At 69.1% G+C, this 17,234-nt stretch carries 15 protein-coding genes and 4 tRNA genes; 12 read left to right on the forward strand and 7 right to left on the reverse strand.

Annotated features, from left to right (window positions below):
* Positions 1-50: 50 nt before the first annotated feature.
* The 4 genes from nifB to JN22_RS23075 form a co-directional block, all read right to left on the reverse strand.
* Positions 51-1,610: a nitrogenase cofactor biosynthesis protein NifB gene (nifB, locus tag JN22_RS23060; RefSeq protein WP_085556123.1), complete on the reverse strand. Its 1,560-nt coding sequence runs from the start codon at positions 1,608-1,610 to the stop codon at positions 51-53.
* Between the two features lie 256 nt (positions 1,611-1,866).
* A complete protein-coding gene (locus JN22_RS23065; protein ID WP_223677853.1) occupies positions 1,867-2,757 on the reverse strand; it encodes an adenylate/guanylate cyclase domain-containing protein in 891 nt (296 codons plus the stop codon).
* Between the two features lie 92 nt (positions 2,758-2,849).
* Positions 2,850-4,742, reverse strand: a complete 1,893-nt coding sequence (gene nifA / locus JN22_RS23070; RefSeq protein ID WP_085556124.1) for a nif-specific transcriptional activator NifA — start codon at positions 4,740-4,742, stop codon at positions 2,850-2,852.
* 748 nt (positions 4,743-5,490) lie between these two features.
* Complete coding sequence (locus JN22_RS23075; RefSeq protein ID WP_085556125.1) at positions 5,491-5,859, reverse strand: hypothetical protein; 369 nt, start codon at positions 5,857-5,859, stop codon at positions 5,491-5,493.
* 356 nt (positions 5,860-6,215) lie between these two features.
* Between JN22_RS23075 and mepA the strand changes: the two genes are divergently transcribed.
* From mepA to JN22_RS23115, 8 genes are all read left to right on the forward strand, one after another.
* The gene (mepA, locus tag JN22_RS23080) at positions 6,216-7,181 is read left to right on the forward strand and encodes a penicillin-insensitive murein endopeptidase (RefSeq protein WP_085556126.1); all 966 of its coding nucleotides are present in this window, start codon (positions 6,216-6,218) and stop codon (positions 7,179-7,181) included.
* Positions 7,182-7,371: 190 nt separating this feature from the next.
* On the forward strand, positions 7,372-8,313 hold the full coding sequence (locus tag JN22_RS23085; RefSeq protein WP_085556127.1) for an SAM-dependent methyltransferase: 942 nt from the start codon (positions 7,372-7,374) through the stop codon (positions 8,311-8,313).
* 130 nt (positions 8,314-8,443) lie between these two features.
* Positions 8,444-8,530 (forward strand) — tRNA-Leu (locus JN22_RS23090).
* 3 nt (positions 8,531-8,533) lie between these two features.
* Positions 8,534-8,609, forward strand: a tRNA-Ala gene (locus JN22_RS23095).
* 120 nt (positions 8,610-8,729) lie between these two features.
* A tRNA-Leu gene (locus JN22_RS23100) sits at positions 8,730-8,816 on the forward strand.
* 3 nt (positions 8,817-8,819) lie between these two features.
* Positions 8,820-8,895, forward strand: a tRNA-Ala gene (locus JN22_RS23105).
* A gap of 189 nt (positions 8,896-9,084) precedes the next feature.
* The gene (locus JN22_RS23110) at positions 9,085-9,441 is read left to right on the forward strand and encodes a hypothetical protein (RefSeq protein ID WP_085556128.1); all 357 of its coding nucleotides are present in this window, start codon (positions 9,085-9,087) and stop codon (positions 9,439-9,441) included.
* Positions 9,442-9,802: 361 nt separating this feature from the next.
* Positions 9,803-10,954 carry a glutathionylspermidine synthase family protein gene (locus tag JN22_RS23115; protein ID WP_223677854.1) on the forward strand — a complete coding sequence of 384 codons (1,152 nt, stop codon included), beginning with the start codon at positions 9,803-9,805 and terminating at the stop codon, positions 10,952-10,954.
* Between the two features lie 45 nt (positions 10,955-10,999).
* Here JN22_RS23115 and JN22_RS23120 read toward each other — a convergent pair whose 3' ends face one another.
* Positions 11,000-11,218, reverse strand: coding sequence for a hypothetical protein (locus JN22_RS23120; RefSeq protein WP_085556130.1), 219 nt, complete (start codon positions 11,216-11,218; stop codon positions 11,000-11,002).
* A 171-nt stretch (positions 11,219-11,389) separates the two neighbouring features.
* Positions 11,390-12,010 (reverse strand): polyhydroxyalkanoate synthesis repressor PhaR, encoded by a 621-nt coding sequence (gene phaR / locus JN22_RS23125; RefSeq protein ID WP_085556131.1) that lies wholly within the window; start codon positions 12,008-12,010, stop codon positions 11,390-11,392.
* Between the two features lie 561 nt (positions 12,011-12,571).
* On the opposite strand from phaR, the gene JN22_RS23130 reads away from it, so the two are divergent.
* The 4 genes from JN22_RS23130 to fldA all read left to right on the forward strand — a co-directional run bounded on the left by JN22_RS23130 (position 12,572) and on the right by fldA (position 16,768).
* Positions 12,572-13,828 (forward strand): alpha/beta fold hydrolase, encoded by a 1,257-nt coding sequence (locus tag JN22_RS23130; protein ID WP_085556132.1) that lies wholly within the window; start codon positions 12,572-12,574, stop codon positions 13,826-13,828.
* A gap of 112 nt (positions 13,829-13,940) precedes the next feature.
* On the forward strand, positions 13,941-15,116 hold the full coding sequence (locus tag JN22_RS23135; protein WP_085556133.1) for an acetyl-CoA C-acetyltransferase: 1,176 nt from the start codon (positions 13,941-13,943) through the stop codon (positions 15,114-15,116).
* Positions 15,117-15,297: 181 nt separating this feature from the next.
* A complete protein-coding gene (gene phbB / locus JN22_RS23140) occupies positions 15,298-16,020 on the forward strand; it encodes an acetoacetyl-CoA reductase (protein ID WP_085556134.1) in 723 nt (240 codons plus the stop codon).
* A 265-nt stretch (positions 16,021-16,285) separates the two neighbouring features.
* A complete protein-coding gene (fldA, locus tag JN22_RS23145) occupies positions 16,286-16,768 on the forward strand; it encodes a flavodoxin FldA (protein ID WP_085556135.1) in 483 nt (160 codons plus the stop codon).
* A 43-nt stretch (positions 16,769-16,811) separates the two neighbouring features.
* Here the strand turns inward: fldA and JN22_RS23150 are convergent, their stop codons facing one another.
* A complete protein-coding gene (locus tag JN22_RS23150) occupies positions 16,812-17,231 on the reverse strand; it encodes a hypothetical protein (RefSeq protein ID WP_085556136.1) in 420 nt (139 codons plus the stop codon).
* Positions 17,232-17,234: the final 3 nt, after the last annotated feature.

The raw sequence follows: 17,234 nt of genomic DNA on the forward strand, positions 1-17,234 counted from the left end.
CTCCTTGCTGAAACGGGGATGGCTGTGGGGAAGGGGAAACGGGAAAGGGGTCAAGCGCGCCGGGCGGTCAGCGCCCCGGTGCGGATCACCGCGTCCTGGCCGGCGCGGCTTTGCACCGCGCCCCGGCCGAGACGCTCGGCGTGGTCCTTGAAGTAGGCGAGCGCCGATTCCTCGATGTACTCGAAGGCGAAGCGGTCGACCGGCTCGATGCCGGCGGCCTCCAGCGACTTGGACGGGCAGCCGCCGATCTTGGCGACCAGCACCGCCGCGCAGTCGTTGATGGCGGCCAGCACGCCGTCCAGCGTGTCGGCGTCGCCCGAGCCGCCCTCGCAATACTGGTCGACGCGGCGGTGGCCGACGAACGTGGCGCCGCTCGGGCCGACCTCGTAGATCTGGAATTCCTTGGCGTGGCCGAAATGCTCGTTGATGCGCTCGCCGCCCTTGGTGGCGACGGCGATCAGGATGGGGGCGGCCTCGGCGCCGACGGTTTCCTGCACCTCGGCCTTCGCCGCCTCCTTCGAGGCGTGGCGGCCGGCGCGCTCGGCCTCGACATGATCGCGGTAGGTGCGGCGGGCTTCCTCGTCGTAGCCGATCTCGCCCATCGCCTCGATCTTGTCGGTGGTGAACTCCTCGCCGCGGTCCTCGCCGAGCAGCCCGACCGCGTCGGCGCGGCACTGGCGGCAGTGGCGCATCAGCTTGGCGCCGCCCTCGCAGGCGTCCTGCACCACCTTCAACTCCTGCGCGGTGGGGCCGCGCTGGCCGGTCAGGCCGAAATGGGTGCCGTGCGCCGGGTCGGAGATCAGCGGCATGATGTTGTGCAGGAAGGCGCCGCGCGCCTTCACCGCCTTGTTCACGTCGAGCAGGTGCGCGTCGTTGACGCCGGGGATCATCACCGAGTTGATCTTCACCAGGATGCCGCGCGCCGTCAGCATCTCCAGCCCGAGCATCTGCTGCTCGTGCAGGATCTTCGCGGCGTCGAGCCCGGTCCAGCGCTTGTGCTTGAAGAAGATCCACGGGTAGATGTGCCGGCCGATCTCGGGATCGATCATGTTGATGGTGATCGTCACATGGTCGATGTTGTACTGGGCGATCCGCTCGACATTCTCCGGCAGCGCCAGCCCGTTGGTGGACAGGCAGAGCTTGAGGTCGGGCGCCTTCTTCTGGAGATGCTCGAAGGTCGCGAAGGTGTTCCTGGCGCCGGCCGCGAGGCTGTCGCCGGGGCCGGCGATGCCGATGACCGAGAGCTGCGGGATCTCCTGCGCCACCGCGAGGATCTTCCTGATCGCCTGGTCGGGGGTCAGCTTCTCGGAGACCACGCCCGGCCGGCTCTCGTTCGAGCAATCGTATTTGCGGTTGCAGTAGTTGCACTGGATGTTGCAGGCCGGCGCCACGGCGACGTGCATGCGGGCGAAGTAGTGGTGCGCCTCTTCCGAATAGCAGGGATGGTTCTTCACCTTCTCCCACACCGCCGGATCCATGTCGGCCGGCCCGTCGGACGAGCCGCAGGACGACGACGAGCAGCCGGACGCCGCCACGGGCGTCGATTCGGCGGGAGCCTTCAGCTCTCCCAGCCCGAGAATGCTGTCGAGCGAAATCACGTTGCCCATCATCCACTCCTTCCCTGCCGCGCCGGTTCCCGCTGCGCGGGATGGCGTTTGGCCTGCTTCGCCGGACGACACCGTTGGTCGCTTGGCTAAAAGCAAGTTCGGGGCCAACGAAGGAGTCGCAGGCTTTTCAAAGGGTTGCTTGAGGTTGTCGGGTTTCCCGGCCCTGTCGGCATTGCGACAAAGGCGGGGCGCTGTCGGGGAAGCGACACGCGGTGCCCGTGGGGTGCGGCCGCGCCGCCGGCCGCAAAGGGCGAGGGGATCAGGTCAGCTCGCCGCGGAAGGCGACGACGTGGTCCTGGCGCGCGTCGAGCGCCTCGGCGCCGAAGCCGATCAGGCCGTGACCGACCAGCCTGGTCGAATCGCGGCGCAGCACCAGCGGCGGCGAGCCGCCGCTGCGGATGAAGGTGCCGTTGCTCGAATGGTCGGTCAGCAGGAAGCTTTCGCGGCTGAAGTCGATCACCGCGTGCTGGCGCGACGCCTGGCGCGAGGCGATGCGCAGGCCGCTGCCCGCCTCGCGGCCGATGGCGACGCGGGGCAGCGTCGGGCTCATCAGGATGGTTTGGCCGCCGTAGGACAGGTGCAGCGTCGGCATGGCGGTGCCGGGAACCATGGAAAAGCCCAGCGTCGTGCTGTCCGGCGCTTCATCCGGTTCCCCGGCGGGACGGATGCGGTGGACGCGGACCGGCGCCGCCTTGCCCTTGATCGCGACGTTGCCGAGAAGCCGGGTCCGCGCCATGAGGGCGGGGGAGAGCAGGGCGGCCAGCGCCTCGGTCGCCAGGATCTCGCCGGGGCGGGCGATCTGCTGGACCCGCGCGGCGACGTTGCAGGCGTCGCCGTAGAGGTCGCCGGTCCCCGCGATCACCGGGCCGAAATGCAGGCCGGCGCGCAGCCGCAGCCCATACTCGTCCTGGACCGCCATCATCGCCAGCGCGGCCCGCACGCCGTCATCGGCCGCCGGAAAGGCGCCGAGCAGCCCGTCGCCGGAACTCTTGATCACGCCGCCGCCGTTGCCGTCGACCAGCCGGCGCAGACGGGCCAGGATCCTCTGGGTCAGACTGGCGGCGGTGGCGTCGCCGATCCGCTCGTACAGCATCACGCTGTCGGCGATGTCGACGAAGAGCAGGGCGAGGGGCTTTTCCAGGGGGGACAAGGCCGGATCCGTTCAGGCGGGCGGGGCGGCGGTCGCCACCCCCTATAGCACAAACCCCGCCAGACGCGCGCCTTCCGCCTGTCCCCGCGCTGTCAGAACTTCTTGATCTCGATGTTGTACTTGCGCAGGGCGTAGCTCACCTGTCGGGTCGTCATGCCGAGCAGGCGGGCGGCCTTGGCCTGGACCCAGCCGGTGCGTTCCATCGCCCACAGCAGGCGGTCGCGCAGCGGACCCGATTCCGGCTCGTCGGCCGGCAGGTCGGGAACGGACGCGGCGGCGGGCTGGGGCGGCGGGACCGGACGGGCCATCGCAGGCGCGGCCGCCGGTTCCGGCGTCGGCAGCGGCAGGATCGCGCTGGCGGGCATCGGCTTGCCGGCGGCACCGGCGGCGCAGACCGGCGCCGGGCCGGCCGAACAGCCGGTGGCGCAGGCCGGCCAGGAGGCGCCGTTGCCCGAAGCGTTGGCGCCGGCCGGTGCCGGAACCGCGCTGGGCATGCCGGCCGGCGGCTGCGGCAGGCGGGCGTTGGCGGGGCTGGTCGCCACGCTGCTGGTCGAAGGCGCCAGCCCGCCGACCGCCGCGCCCATCGTGCGGTACTGGAAGAGCACCGACGAGTTGCAGAGATTCATGCTGCAGGACAGGTCCGGCAGGCGGATGGTGCCGTTGCGGCACTGGGTGGCGGCGCGCTCGATGCAGTTTTCCAGCTCGCGCACGTTGCCGGGCCAGGTGCAGCGGTTCAGCACCTCCAGCGCCTCGCCGTCGATGTCGAGGTTCAGGCCGTTGTCCTTGCCGAACTTGGCGACGAAATGGCGGGCCAGCAGCGCGATGTCGCCGCGCCGCTCGCGCAGCGCCGGCAGATGGATCGTCACCACGTTGATGCGGAAATAGAGGTCGGCGCGGAACTTGCCGTGGCCGACCGCCTCCTCGAGGTTCAGGTTGGTGGCGCAGATCAGCCGCACGTCGGTCTTGATCGTCTTCGACCCGCCGACCCGCTCGAACTCCTGCTCCTGCAACACGCGCAGCAGCTTGGCCTGGAAGTTGGAGGAGATGTCGCCGATCTCGTCGAGGAACAGGGTGCCGCCGGACGCCATCTCGAAGCGGCCCTTGTGGTCCTTCTGGGCGCCGGTGAAGGAGCCCTTCTCGTGGCCGAACAGCTCCGATTCCAGAAGGGATTCCGGCAGCGCCGCGCAGTTCACCCGGATGAAGGGCGCGTCCTTGCGCGGCGACATGTTGTGGATGGCCCGCGCGATCAGCTCCTTGCCGGTGCCGCTCTCGCCGCGGATCAGCACGGTCGACTTGAAGGGCGCCACCCGGTGCACCTGGGCCAGCACGTCGACCATGTTGGGGCTGGTGCAGACCACGTCGTTGACCGGCGCCACCACCGGCCGCAGCTCCTTCTGGACGCGGAAGGTCTCGCGCATCATGAAACGGCGTTCCTCGGCGACGGTGCGGTGCAGCCGCACGGTCTGGCCGATCAGGTTGGCGACCATGGTCAGGAACCGCACATCGGCGCCGAAATGGCCGCCCGTCCCCTCGTCGGAGATGCGGTCGATGGTCAGCACGCCGACCACCGTTCCGGCCGCCTTGATCGGCACGCCGACCAGCGAGGCGACCTGCTCGTCGAGGTCGTCGCGCCCGCCGGAGCGGTTGAGGAACAGCGGCTCCTCGGCGAGGTTGGGGATGACCACCGGCATGGCGGTCTTCAGGATGCGGCCGGTGACGCCCTCGCCGGCCTCGAAATCGATCTCCTGCGCCAGCGCCTCCTTCGAGAGGCCGTGCGCGGCGACCAGCCGCAGCCTGTTGTCCTCGCCCTGGAGATAGACGCGGCCGCGCTGCATCTGGAGCTGGTAGGACAGCGCCCGCAGCACCTCGCGCAGCGTCTGTTCGAGGTCGAGCGACGAGCCGAGGATCTTGCTGACCTCGTAGATCGTCAGCAACTCCAGGCTGGAGGAGGACGCGGACTGGGATGAACGCGCGGCACTCGGCATGGGTCGATCCCCTCGCTTGGCTGAGGGCCTTGTCGGCGGGTGCCGGGTTGTGGACACCGCGTCGCAGGCCCTGGCGACAGCGCCTTGAACCTTTCCTCCCGGCGGAGCGGCAACCGTTGATCCGGCTGCCCTTTTCCCGATTGGCACGGCCGCCCGCACAGCCTTGTGTGCGAACGGCCGGTGGAAAGTTTCTGTGAGTGCTCGCGGAAAGGCAAGCCTTTTCGCATAGGATCTGCTGCGCCGCACAATGACTTTCGTGGGCTTTCGCGCCTGGCCGCAAGGCCGATGACGGAATGTCGCGCCTTTGATCCCGCTCCGCCGCGCAGGCGCCGCCGCAAGGGGAACGGCCTCGGAAGATCATCGCCGCCGCTATGGGCGTCCTCGCGCAGCGCGGCCTTGCCGCCGCCCGCCCGCCCGTGGCGGCGTCGCTGATGGATGCGGTGTCGCGGAATGCCTCGGACAGCGCGCCGGCGCCGGTCGCCGTCCGCCGGGACCATCGGCGCCGGATCCCGTGTCCGGATGGGAGCGAATCTTGAACGGATGGACCGCGAGTCCGGGCGGCGGAGGCGGGGGCGAATCCCCGGAAGGGGACGGGCGGGCCGCGGGTCGGGCCGCCGCGGCCGACTCCTGGAGATGGTCTTCATCCACCGTGTGTGCCACGGCACGGGCGCCGTCCCTCGAGGCGTCCCGGAAAAGCGGGGGGGGCGCCGGACCGCGGCGCCCCGCCGGCCTCACTCCTTCAGGGCGCTCACTCCTTCAGGGCGGAGGTGACGCCGGTGTTCTTGTTCCACTTCAGGGTCAGCTTGGAGATCTGGCAGAGGTCCAGGGCCTGCCACGTCGCGGTCTCGCCGTCGTCGTAGGCCACCTTCATGTCCCACTTGCAGGTCTTCTCGGCCTTGGCGAAGGAAACGTCGAAGGACTCGCCGTCTTCAAGAAGGTCACGGCCGAGGATGTCCTCGTCCCAATTGTTGTTGTTCGATTCGGAGACGTAGATGTGCTTCAGGGCATAGCCCGTCTTGTTGACGATGGTGAAATCCTGCTGCCCGGCCAGAGCGGCGCCGTGCATCAGGAACAGAGCGGCGGCGAAAGCGGTGCTCTTGGCGACGAAAGCCTTCACGGTGTATCTCCGGTGATAAGGAAAACGAGGTACCTCAATTTTCTCATCAAGAAATCAGTTCGTGTCAATGAACAAAGAAGAAAAATATAATAAGCGGAATGCGGATTTTTATTTCTTAATTTCCTGGGAGCGTTAACCATTGTTCCTTTGGAGGCGCGAGCGATGAGCCGCCCTGCGCCTTACGGCAGGCATGGTTAGGAAATCCATCCGGATGAGCCCCGACCGATCTTCGCCCTGAAGCGGTATCGCCGGACGCCCGGTTGAAGGGACGGCGTGGCCTCCACCATTCCTTAACCGTCCGCCCGGTATAAACCATAGCCCGGTGCGCCAGGGGCCGGCTGCGGTTGGGGGAAACCATGAAGCGTTTGGCCGTTGGGATGCTCGCGTGCGTCGTCGCGGTGGCGGCCCTGGCCGGCGGCGCCGACGCCAAGACCCGCAAGAAGCCGGTCCGCAAGGTCCCCGCCTACGCCACCAGCGTCGCCTGGGCGGCCGTCTCCAGCCCCTCGCTCGGCCTGCCGCAGTCCATCGGCGGCTACGCCGCCGGCTGCATCGCCGGGGCTCGGGCGCTGGCCGGGGAGGGCGCCGGCTATCAGGTGATCCGCCTGTCGCGCCAGCGCAACTACGGCCATCCGGTCCTGCTCGACACGCTGAGGGACATCGGCCGCAAGGTCGCCGCCGCCGGGCTCGGCACCGCGCTGATCGGCGACATGGGGCAGGCGCGCGGCGGGCCGATGCCGATGGGCCACGCCAGCCACCAGATCGGGCTCGACGCCGACATCTGGCTGCGGCTCGACCTGCCGCCGATGGGACGCGCGGCGCGCGAGCGGCTGGAGGAGATCAAGTATGTCGATTACGACCGCATGCGGGTGACGGCCGGCTGGTCGGACAAGCAGGCGCGGATGGTGCAGATCGCCGCCAGCGACCCGCGCGTCGCCCGCATCTTCGTCAACCCGGCGATCAAGCAGGCGATGTGTGAGCGCTCCTGGCCCGATCGCGGCTTTCTGAACAAGCTGCGCCCCTGGCACGGTCATGATGGCCACATGCACGTCCGCCTGAGCTGCCCGCCCGGCAGCCCGCGCTGCGAGGAGCAGGCGGCCCAGCCCGAGGGCGACGGCTGCGGCGAGGAGCTGGCCTCCTGGCTCGACCGCGCGTCGCCGGCCATCGAGCGGCCGCCGGGAGTCCGCCCGCCCCCGCGCACCGCCAACGTGCCGGCGGCCTGCGAGCCGGTGCTGCGCGCCGCCGGCACGCGCGTGGCCTCGCTGCCTGGCAACCCGTTCCCGTCCAGCCCGCAGGGCGACACGGTGACGCCGGTGCCGCGGTGACTTTCCGCTTGCGCGGCAAGAACACCCAGTTAACCTGTTGATGCAAAACTTTCTTGCGGCTGGTGTGTCCGAACGGGACGGATCAACCGCGACGGGGGAGCGCCGCCCCCGGCCGGGCGGCGTGTGATCGGCCGGCGAGGCGGCTGGCGGAGCGGGGCCGACGGGTAGGCCAACGGGGCGGGCGGTGGCGATGACGGACAAGAACGGAACTTCCTCCGGCCAGGGGCCGACCCTCAAGACACGGCTGCACGCCTGGTGGGAGGGGTACGACCTTCCCGGCCGCAAGGGCGGCAAGGCGGAGGCGCCCCCGCCTTCGCCTCCGGACGCTCCCATGGGGCACGGGCCGGGCATCAACCGCTGGGGCAAGCCCCTGTGGACGGCGACCCGCATCGAGGTGGCGGAGAAGCTGTGGGGCGAGGGCTTCAACACGCCGGGCGGGGCGGAGCACATCCCCTATCTGGTGAAGCCGCTCGGCCTGAACCCGGCGATGAGCGTGCTCGATCTGGCGGCCGGGCTGGGCGGCACCAGCCGCACCATGGCCGGCAAGTTCGGCTGCTGGGTCACCGGGCTGGAAGCGTCGGAGCTGCTGGCCAAGGAGGGCATGGTCCGCTCCTTCAAGGCGGGGCTGGAGAAGAAGGCGCCGATCGAGACCTTCAATCCCGAGCATTTCGGCTATCCCAAGCGGGTCGACGCCATCGTCTACAAGGAGGGCCTGTTCGCCGTCCGCGACAAGGAGCAGATGTTCGACGGGATCGAGGTCGTGCTCAAACCGCGCGGCCACATCCTGATGACCGACTACATCGCCGAGCCCGACAAGATCGGCGCCAAGGCGATCCAGCTCTGGTGCGACAAGGAGCCGATGCAGCCGCACCTGTGGGACAAGGACCGGATGGCCAACGCCTTCGCCCAGCGGAACCTCGACCTGCGCATCGCCGAGGACATCTCCGACACCCACCGCAACCTCATCCTGGTCGCCATCCAGGGGCTCGTCGAGCATCTGGAGAAGCATCACATGGACGTCGCCACCAAGCTGGCGGTGATGGAGGAGGTCGAGATGTGGGTGCGCCGCGTCGCCGCCATCGAGGCCGGGATGCGTGTCTTCCGCTTCTACGCGATCAAGCCGGCGGAGTGAGCGTTTCCGCCGTCCGGGGCCGCCTCCGCCCCCTTCGGGAAAAATCTTTCGGGGGATGCGTTTTTCCCTTGTGCCCGGCGTCTCCGCTGGGTACATAGAGCGCCCCGCGTGACCCCAAGTAACGCGGGATGCGCTTGTGGCGGAACTGGTAGACGCGCTAGGTTCAGGTCCTAGTGGCTGAAAGGCCGTGGGGGTTCGACTCCCTCCAAGCGCACCAAAAGGGGCCGTAGCTCAGCTGGGAGAGCGTCGCAATGGCATTGCGAAGGTCAGGAGTTCGATCCTCCTCGGCTCCACCATTTCTTCCCGCCTGGCGGGTTGGGGTGGTGTTTGGTTAGGGCAGTGTTTGTTTTTGCTTCTGCGCGGCTTTGCCGTGTCGGGGAGTTGATACCGAAGCGTTACCCCCAGGTAACGCGGATGCGCTTGTGGCGGAACTGGTAGACGCGCTAGGTTCAGGTCCTAGTGGCTGAAAGGCCGTGGGGGTTCGACTCCCTCCAAGCGCACCAAAAGGGGCCGTAGCTCAGCTGGGAGAGCGTCGCAATGGCATTGCGAAGGTCAGGGGTTCGATCCCCCTCGGCTCCACCATTTCTTCCCGCCGACCAGGGCGGGACTTCCCCGAAGTGAAAAGATTACGTCCTCAGGCTATCCTGTGGCATTGCGGCATCAGGTGGTGGCGCCCAAGGTGTTACCCCCTTGGCAACCATGGCCGGAAGAGGGGCGCGCACGGATAATCGGGGCGCAACTTCACCCCCTGTATTTTCCGGAGCCGCGCCCATGTCCACACGGATGGAGGCCGGGTTGAGGACGCTTGTTCTCGCCCTTTATGACGAAGCCGCCCTGACGGCGACGAGCAAGGGGCTCACCGGCGCCCTGGGCCAGATGGCCGCCCTGCGCGAAACCGCCTGCCTCGCTTCCGGCCCGGCCCGCCGCTCGGTGTCGGAGGAGGAGGTGATGCGCGTCCTCCTGTCGGCCCGCCGCACCCGCCGCTCCATCCTGCTGCCGCCCGATGCCTTGCTCTCCGATCCCGCTCTGCCGGGGGAGCCTGCCTCCCCGCTGCGGCTGCGGCGCGGGCGCTTGGCGGCGCGGGCCATGCGGTCGCTGGCCCGCTACGGGACGGCCGCCCTGGTGTGAGCCGGGTGTGGGCCGTCTGTGGGCCGGGCGCCGGCCCGGCGGGCCGGATCCGTGGGGCTGTGCGGATGCGGTATGGCGCGGGGCGCGCGTGCAGGGTACATACGGGCATGATGATGCGCCCGTGACCGGCGTGCGAAGCCGGAGCGTTGCGCGACCGGGCCCCCGCCCGGGTGCCGAAGCCGTTCGGAGAGGACCGTTGACCAGCCCGCAGCCCGTCGCCTTCCCGCCGCTGTCCCCAGCCTTTGGGGCGGCCCTTGGAGCGGCCTTCCGTCCCGCCTCCGTCCGAACCGCTGGCGCCCTGGCGCCGTCGCCGTTTTCCCGCTGATACGGACGGGCCGGGCCTTCGATGCGCAGAACGACGATGAAGCCGCGGGCCGACTGGCGCCCGGGGCTCCGCAAATACCCCTATGGCGTCCGCGCGATGTCGGCCGGCGCCGGCTGGCGCGAGGATGTCTGCTACGAGTTCACCGCCTCGCAGATCGACCTGATCGAGAGCGTCGCCGACGAACTCCACACCATGATCGGCGCCGCCGTCCGCCATGTCGTCGACAACAAGCTGTTCGGGGCGCTCGGCATCCGCGGCGAGGCCGTGCGGATGCTGGAGGCGTCCTGGTCCGACTACTGGTCGGCGGGCCGATGCAACGAGCGGGCCGGCGGGCTGGCCGGGCGGCTGACCCTGTCCTACGACGGGCGCGACACGGTCAAGCTGCTGGGCTGCAACTACGACACGACGGAGGGGCTGTTCGCCGCCTCGCTGATCCAGCGCAACTGGCGCGAGGCGATGGCCGCCGACGCCAACCAGTTCAACGGTCTGCACGAGGCCCTGGTCGAACGCTGGGAGGAGCTGGCGGCCGGCCAGCCGGGCCGGGGGCATGTCCACCTGACCTGCGCCACTCCCGACCCGGTGCGCGAGGGCGAACTCGTCTATCTGGCCGCGACGGCGGCCGAGGCGGGGATCGGAACGCGGCTGCTGCCCTTGCAGACGGTCGGCTGGGACGGGCGCCGCTTCCTCGACGACGAGGGGCAGGCGATCTCCTGGCTCGCCAAGCTCTATCCGTGGGACGGGCTGAGCGAGGACGTCTTCCTCCAGCGGCTGCGCAGCGGCGGCATGAGCGTGCTGTCGCCGCTGTGGTGCTGGCTGTGGTCGAACCACGGGCTGCTGGCGGTGCTGTCGCACCTCTACCCGCGCCACCCCAACCTGTGCCGCGCGGCGTTGGACGGGGCGGCGCTCGGGCCGTGCGACGCGGTGACCGCGCGCGCGCTGTTCGGGCTGGACGCCGCTCCCCAGCGGATCGTCGAGCAGGGCGTGATGGTCGCCGACGACGGCGAGGACGTGACGTCGCACGGGACGGTGTGGCTGGAAACCCCGCACGGCTTCCGCGAGGACGACACCCGCGCGGTGCTCCACGCCTGGGTCGTCGGCGACAAGTGCCTGGGCATGGCGGTGCGGGAGGCGGCGGCCCCGTGGGTCGGGCCGGAGTCGGCAATGGTGCCGCACCTGTTCCGGGGGTGAGGGGCGCGGCCCTTCCCCGCGAAGGAAAGGGCCGCCGGGGCCGCCTTACGGCGCGAAGGGGTTGCGCAGGCTGGGGCCGAAAGTGGCCTTGCGGGCGGCGCGCCAGACATGCTCGTTGGCGATGTCGTTGCCCTGGTCGGCAATGGCCATGCCGGTCACGCCCGGCTGCTGCTCCAGCCAGCCGCGCAGGCTGTCCTCGAAGCGGGTGACGGTGTGCGGGTCGTCGGAATTCAGGGTGATGGAAACGGTCAGTTCGGCGCTCATGGTCGGTTCCTCCTTGTGCCGGCGGCTGTGCCGGCCTGTCGAACCGACAACAGCGCGTGGAAGAAAACGCTGCCCCTCACCCGGCTGACGGTGCGCCGATGCCCCCGCCGGCGCAACAAAAAAGGCGGGGTATGCCCCCGCCTTCCGGTCCGCGTCCGCCCTGATGTCCGTTCACTTCGGGTCGGATTTCCCCGGTTGGGCGATGCTGGCGATCTGCTTCTGAAGGGCGTCGATCTGCTTCTGCAACTCGTCGAGGCCGCCGGCGGCCGGCGCCGGCGCGGGACGGGGCGGAGTGCCGGGGGCGGCCGGAGGCTCCTCCGACCCGGCGACGCCGAAGGGCGTGAACATGCGCATGGCCCGCTCGAACATCGCCATGTTCTGCTTGTTCACCTCGTCCAGCCGGCCGAAGGGGAACATGCCGCCCAGCGTGTTCTGGAAATAATCGCGCATCTGCTCCTGGTTGCGCGAAAAGGCCTGCATCGAATATTCCAGGTAGCGCGGCACCACCGATTGCATGTTGTCGCCGTAGAATCCGATCAACTGGCGCAGGAAGCTGATCGGCAGCAGGTTCTGGCCCTTGCTCTCTTCCTCGACGATGATCTGGGTGAGCACCGAGCGGGTGATGTCCTCGCCCGTCTTGGCGTCATAGACCACGAAATCCAGCCCGTCCTTCACCATCTGGCAGAGATGGTCGAGCGTGACGTAGCTGCTGGTCGCCGTGTTGTAAAGCCGCCGGTTGGCGTACTTCTTGATCGTGATCGGAGCGGACTTCTGGTCTTCCTTGTCGGCCATCGCGGAATCTTTCAAGAAGGGACGTTCGGCGGAAATCGTTCCGTGCTTAGGACTACTCGAAGGCGTAGCAATTTGTCCAGTGCCGCGCCGCCGCATGGCGGCTGCCGCGGACCCGGATCCAGGCCCGGTCCGGGAGCCGGCCGGCCCCTTCGTATGACGATTGCGTGGCGGCCCGATGCGGCGCTGGTCAAGCGGATGCCGCATTGCCTATACTGATGGTCATGGCCGACCCGCTCGACTCCGACCCTCCGTCCCTGGACACGCTGGCGCGCCGCTATCTCGACCTCTGGCAGGATCAATGGTCGGCGACCGTCGCCGATCCCGAGACGGCGGACATGATGGCGCGGCTGTTCCAGATGATGGGGCAGGGGGCGGCGGCGCTGGCGCCTTTCGCCTTCGGGCCGGCGGGTTTCACCGCGTCCGGGATGCCCGGAACCGGTTGGGATCCGAATCCGCCCGTCAACCCAGCGCCGTACCACGCATGGCCGCAGACCGCCTCCCGCCCCGCCTCGCCGGGCCAGACCGCTTCCGAGGGAACCGCCGCCTCCAGGGAACCCGCCGATGACGGCGCTCCGGGGGGACGGGACACCGCTGCGGCGCGGCCCGCGGCCGCTCGGGCTGCACCTGAACCTGGTGATGGCGACGCTGCTCAGCTCCTCCGCCGGATTGCCGCTCTTGAGGAGCGGCTTGCTGCCATGGAAGCCGCCGCTGGGTCCGCGGGCGGAGGATCTGCGCCGCCAGATCGCCCTGGCCGAGCGCCGGCCCGGCAACGGCCCCAACGGCGCTGAGGACCTGCGGCGGGCGGTCGACCGCGAGACGCGGCGGCGGATCGACGCCTTCCTGACCGGGGTGGAGCGCTACCGCCACCACCCCTACCGCCGCGACCTCGCCGACCCGCCGGTCCTGTGGACGGAGGGAGCCACCCGGTTGCTCGACTATGGCCACGGCGCCGGCCGTCCGGTGCTGTTCGTGCCCTCGCTGGTCAACCGCCACTACATCCTCGACCTGTCGCCGGGCAAGAGCCTGATGCGCTGGATGGCCGGGCAGGGCTTCCGGCCGCTGCTGGTCGATTGGGGAACGCCGGGGCCGCTGGAGCGCCGCTACAGCCTGACCGACTACATCGCCGGGCGGCTGGAGCGCGCGCTCGACGCCGTGGTCGAGGAGAGCGGGCGGCCGGTCCCCGTCGTCGGCTACTGCATGGGCGGGCTGCTGACCACCGCGCTGGCCCTGCGCCGGCCGAAATCGGTCGCCGGGCTGGTGCTGCTCGCCACCCCCTGGGACTTCCACGCCGAGGACGCCGCGACCGCGCGCCGCGCCGCCGCCTTCTTCCAGCCCTACGGCCCGCTGCTGGAGCGCTGGGGGGAACTGCCGACCGACGCGCTCCAGGCGCTGTTCGCCCAGCTCGACCCGCTGCTGGCCCTGAAGAAGTTCACCCAGTTCGCCCGCATGGCCCCGGACAGCCGCGCCGCCGAGGCCTTCGTCGCGCTGGAGGACTGGCTGAACGACGGCGTGCCGCTGGTCGCCGCGGTGGCGCGCGACGCGCTGGCCGGCTGGTACGGGCGCAACGACACCGCGGCGGGCAACTGGCTGGTCGGCGGGCTGCCGGTCGACCCGGCCCGCATCCGGGTGCCGACGCTGGCGCTGATTCCGGAGAAGGATCGGATCGTCCCGCCGGCGTCGGCGATGGCTCTGCCAAAAGTCATACCCAACGCGCAAATGATTGTTCCGCCCCTCGGACATATCGGCATGGTGGTCAGCGCCGGAGCGCAGACGGGAGTATGGAAACCGCTGGCCGAATGGCTCGCTGCGACAGGATAGCCGCTCTCCTTCGGGCGCCTTGCATTGGACGGGTTGTACGTCCTAAGCTGTCTTCACTCCAAGCGTCCCTCAAACGCCATAATAAAACCGTCTCATTTCGAGGAGCGTTGTCATGACCGAGGTTGTCATTGCCGGTGCCGCGCGCACGCCCATCGGCAGCTTCAACGGCGCGCTGAGCGCCGTTCCCGCCCATGTCCTGGGCGAGGTCGCGATCCGTGAGGCGCTTGCCCGCGCCAAGACCGACGCGGCGGAGGTGGATGAGGTCATCCTGGGTCAGATCCTGACGGCTGGCCAGGGCCAGAACCCGGCCCGCCAGGCCGCCGTCAACGCCGGCATCCCGGTGGAGGCGACCGCCTTCGGCATCAACCAGCTCTGCGGCTCCGGCCTGCGCGCCGTGGCGCTCGGCTACCAGGCGATCAAGAACGGCGACGCCGAGGTCATGGTCGTCGGCGGCCAGGAGAGCATGAGCCAGGCCCCGCACGTCATGCACCTGCGCAACGGCACCAAGATGGGCCCGGCGGAGATGCTGGACAGCATGCTGAAGGACGGTCTGACCGACGCCTTCAAGGGCTACCACATGGGCACCACGGCCGAGAACATCGCCCAGAAGTGGCAGCTGACCCGCGAGGAGCAGGACGCCTTCGCGGCCTCCTCGCAGCAGAAGGCCGAGGCCGCTCAGAAGTCCGGCCGCTTCAAGGACGAGATCGTTCCGGTCACCATCAAGGGCCGCAAGGGCGACGTCGTCGTCGCCGACGACGAGTACCCGAAGCACGGCACGACGGCGGAATCGCTGGGCAAGCTGCGCCCGGCCTTCTCGAAGGAGGGCACCGTCACCGCCGGCAACGCCTCGGGCATCAACGACGGCGCCGCCGCGCTGGTGCTGATGAGCGCCGAGAACGCCGCCAAGCGCGGCGTCAAGCCGCTCGCCCGCATCGTCTCCTGGGCGACCGCCGGCGTCGATCCGTCGGTCATGGGCACCGGCCCGATCCCGGCCTCGCGCAAGGCTCTGGAGAAGGCCGGCTGGACCGTCGCCGACCTCGACCTGATCGAGGCGAACGAGGCCTTCGCCGCGCAGGCCCTGTCGGTCAACAAGGATCTCGGCTGGGACGTCAGCAAGGTCAACGTCAACGGCGGTGCCATCGCCCTCGGCCACCCGGTCGGCGCCTCGGGCGCCCGCGTGCTGACCACGCTGCTCTATGAGATGGAGAAGCGCGACGCCAAGAAGGGCCTCGCCACCCTGTGCATCGGCGGCGGCATGGGCGTCGCCCTCTGCGTCCAGCGCGACTGACGGGTACGGGCCGCCTTCCCGAGGGGGCCTTCGGGCGTCTTCGGGGGCGGCGGCCCGCGCCGCGCCGGTTTTCGGGGCGTGACGAAGCGCCCGTGACGAGCCGCCGGTGCGACCTGAAGCCAAAGACCAAGAACAAAAAAGACAACCAACCAAAGCACAATTTCAACTGGGGAGAACAACAATGGCTCGTGTTGCAGTCGTCACGGGTGGCACCCGCGGCATTGGCGAAGCCGTCGCCGTCGCTCTGAAGAACGCCGGTTACTCGGTGGCCGCCAACTACGCCGGCAACGATGACGCGGCGAAGGAATTCACCGCGCGCACCGGCATTCCGGCCTACAAGTTCGACGTCTCGAACTTCGACGCCTGCAAGGAGGGCATCGCCAAGATCTCGGCCGACCTCGGTCCGGTCGAGGTGCTGATCAACAACGCCGGCATCACCCGCGACGGCGTGATGCACCGCATGACCTACGAGCAGTGGGAGGCGGTGATCCACACCAATCTGTCCTCCTGCTTCAACATGTGCCGCAACGTCATCGACGGGATGCGGGAGCGCGGCTTCGGCCGCATCGTCAACATCGGCTCGATCAACGGGCAGGCCGGCCAGTACGGCCAGGTCAACTACGCCGCCGCCAAGTCCGGCATCCACGGTTTCACCAAGGCCCTTGCGCAGGAAAGCGCCGCCAAGGGCATCACGGTGAACGCCATCGCCCCGGGCTACATCGACACCGACATGGTGCGGGCGGTTCCGGCCAACGTGCTGGAGAAGATCGTCGCCCGCATTCCGGTCGGCCGCCTCGGCCGCGCCACGGAGATCGCCAACGCGGTGCTCTTCCTGGTCAATGACGAGAACGGCTTCATGACCGGTTCGACTCTGTCGATCAACGGCGGCCAGCACATGTACTGATCCCGTCCGGCGGTTCCCGCGGAACCGTTGCGGCACGCGATCCGGAAGCCCCTCTCCGCCACGGCGGGGAGGGGCTTTTTTCTTTGCGGCGGGCGATGAGGGAAGGGTGCTGGGCTGGCGCGGAAATATCCGCATTTTCTCTAAGGATTATATTGCGAATAACTCTTATTTTCATTATGGTTTTTGTGCTGGCGCCGCTCCGAAGCCCGGCCGTCCCGCCGGTGCGGCGCATCCGCCGACAACCTCTGTCCATCGAGAGCAAGGCATGAGCATCACCATCATCTACGGATCCGATTCCGGTGCCACCAAACAGGTGGCCTCCCGCATCGCCAGGAAGATCCAGGGCAGGGCGCTGGACATCAAGGAGGCGACGACCGCCGATTTCGAGGGGTGCGACCTGCTGATCCTCGGCGCCCCGACCTACGGCAACGGCGACCTGCAATCCGACTGGGAGGCGAACATCGACACGCTGAAGTCGGCCGATCTGACCGACAAGAAGGTCGCGCTGTTCGGCACCGGCGATCAGGTGAACTACCCGGAGTCCTTCGTCGACGCCATGGGCATCCTCTACGACCACGTCGTCGCGCAGGGCGCCGTGGTCGTCGGCTTCACCGATACGGACGGCTACGACTATTCGGCCTCGGCGGCCGAACGCGACGGGCGTTTCGTCGGCCTCGCCCTCGACCAGGACAGCCAGTCCTCCAAATCCGACAAGCGGATCACCGCCTGGATTGGCGGTCTGACATAAACCCGGCGACGACGCGGCTCTTCGCGAACCGGCCGTCAAGCCGTCATTGCAGCTTGGTCGCCGCGATCTTCGCCGTGTCGACCGGCATCGCCGCGCAGCCGCCCAGCGTCGGGCCGACCGGCAGTTCCCCGAAGGCGGCGAGCGCTCCCTCGGCCTTCAGACGGCCGACATAGCCCGGCTCCAGCCCGCGCGCCACATAGGCGAAACCGAGCCATGTGGTGCGCACCGGCTGGCCTCCGGCGCGCACCATGGCGGTGAAGGCGTCGGCCTCGCTGGTGCCGGGATGGAAGACCGCCAGCATCAGCCCGTCGGTCTCCTCCGGCAGAGCCGCCTGTCGCAGCGACAGCCCCATCGCCGCCGCCCACACCGCCAGCACCACCGCGAAGAAGGCGGCGGCCAGCCCATGTCCGAAACCGCTTGGGTCGAAGCCGGGCTGGGAAGGGGGGGGAGGGGTGCCGGTCATGGA

Source organism: Azospirillum agricola (genome assembly GCF_020005195.1).
Classification (GTDB): Bacteria; Pseudomonadota; Alphaproteobacteria; order Azospirillales; family Azospirillaceae; genus Azospirillum; species Azospirillum agricola.

Excerpts from the sequence above, each read along its gene's own strand:
- JN22_RS23115 (WP_223677854.1), top strand. The coding sequence starts at position 9,803 with ATGAAGCCGCGGGCCGACTGGCGCCCGGGGCTCCGCAAATACCCCTAT.
- JN22_RS23135 (WP_085556133.1), top strand. The coding sequence starts at position 13,941 with ATGACCGAGGTTGTCATTGCCGGTGCCGCGCGCACGCCCATCGGCAGC.
- mepA (WP_085556126.1), top strand. The coding sequence starts at position 6,216 with ATGAAGCGTTTGGCCGTTGGGATGCTCGCGTGCGTCGTCGCGGTGGCG.
- nifA (WP_085556124.1), bottom strand. The coding sequence starts at position 4,742 with ATGCCGAGTGCCGCGCGTTCATCCCAGTCCGCGTCCTCCTCCAGCCTG.
- JN22_RS23130 (WP_085556132.1), top strand. The coding sequence starts at position 12,572 with ATGACGGCGCTCCGGGGGGACGGGACACCGCTGCGGCGCGGCCCGCGG.
- JN22_RS23110 (WP_085556128.1), top strand. The coding sequence starts at position 9,085 with ATGTCCACACGGATGGAGGCCGGGTTGAGGACGCTTGTTCTCGCCCTT.
- nifB (WP_085556123.1), bottom strand. The coding sequence starts at position 1,610 with ATGATGGGCAACGTGATTTCGCTCGACAGCATTCTCGGGCTGGGAGAG.
- JN22_RS23085 (WP_085556127.1), top strand. The coding sequence starts at position 7,372 with ATGACGGACAAGAACGGAACTTCCTCCGGCCAGGGGCCGACCCTCAAG.
- phaR (WP_085556131.1), bottom strand. The coding sequence starts at position 12,010 with ATGGCCGACAAGGAAGACCAGAAGTCCGCTCCGATCACGATCAAGAAG.
- phbB (WP_085556134.1), top strand. The coding sequence starts at position 15,298 with ATGGCTCGTGTTGCAGTCGTCACGGGTGGCACCCGCGGCATTGGCGAA.
- JN22_RS23150 (WP_085556136.1), bottom strand. The coding sequence starts at position 17,231 with ATGACCGGCACCCCTCCCCCCCCTTCCCAGCCCGGCTTCGACCCAAGC.
- JN22_RS23120 (WP_085556130.1), bottom strand. The coding sequence starts at position 11,218 with ATGAGCGCCGAACTGACCGTTTCCATCACCCTGAATTCCGACGACCCG.
- fldA (WP_085556135.1), top strand. The coding sequence starts at position 16,286 with ATGAGCATCACCATCATCTACGGATCCGATTCCGGTGCCACCAAACAG.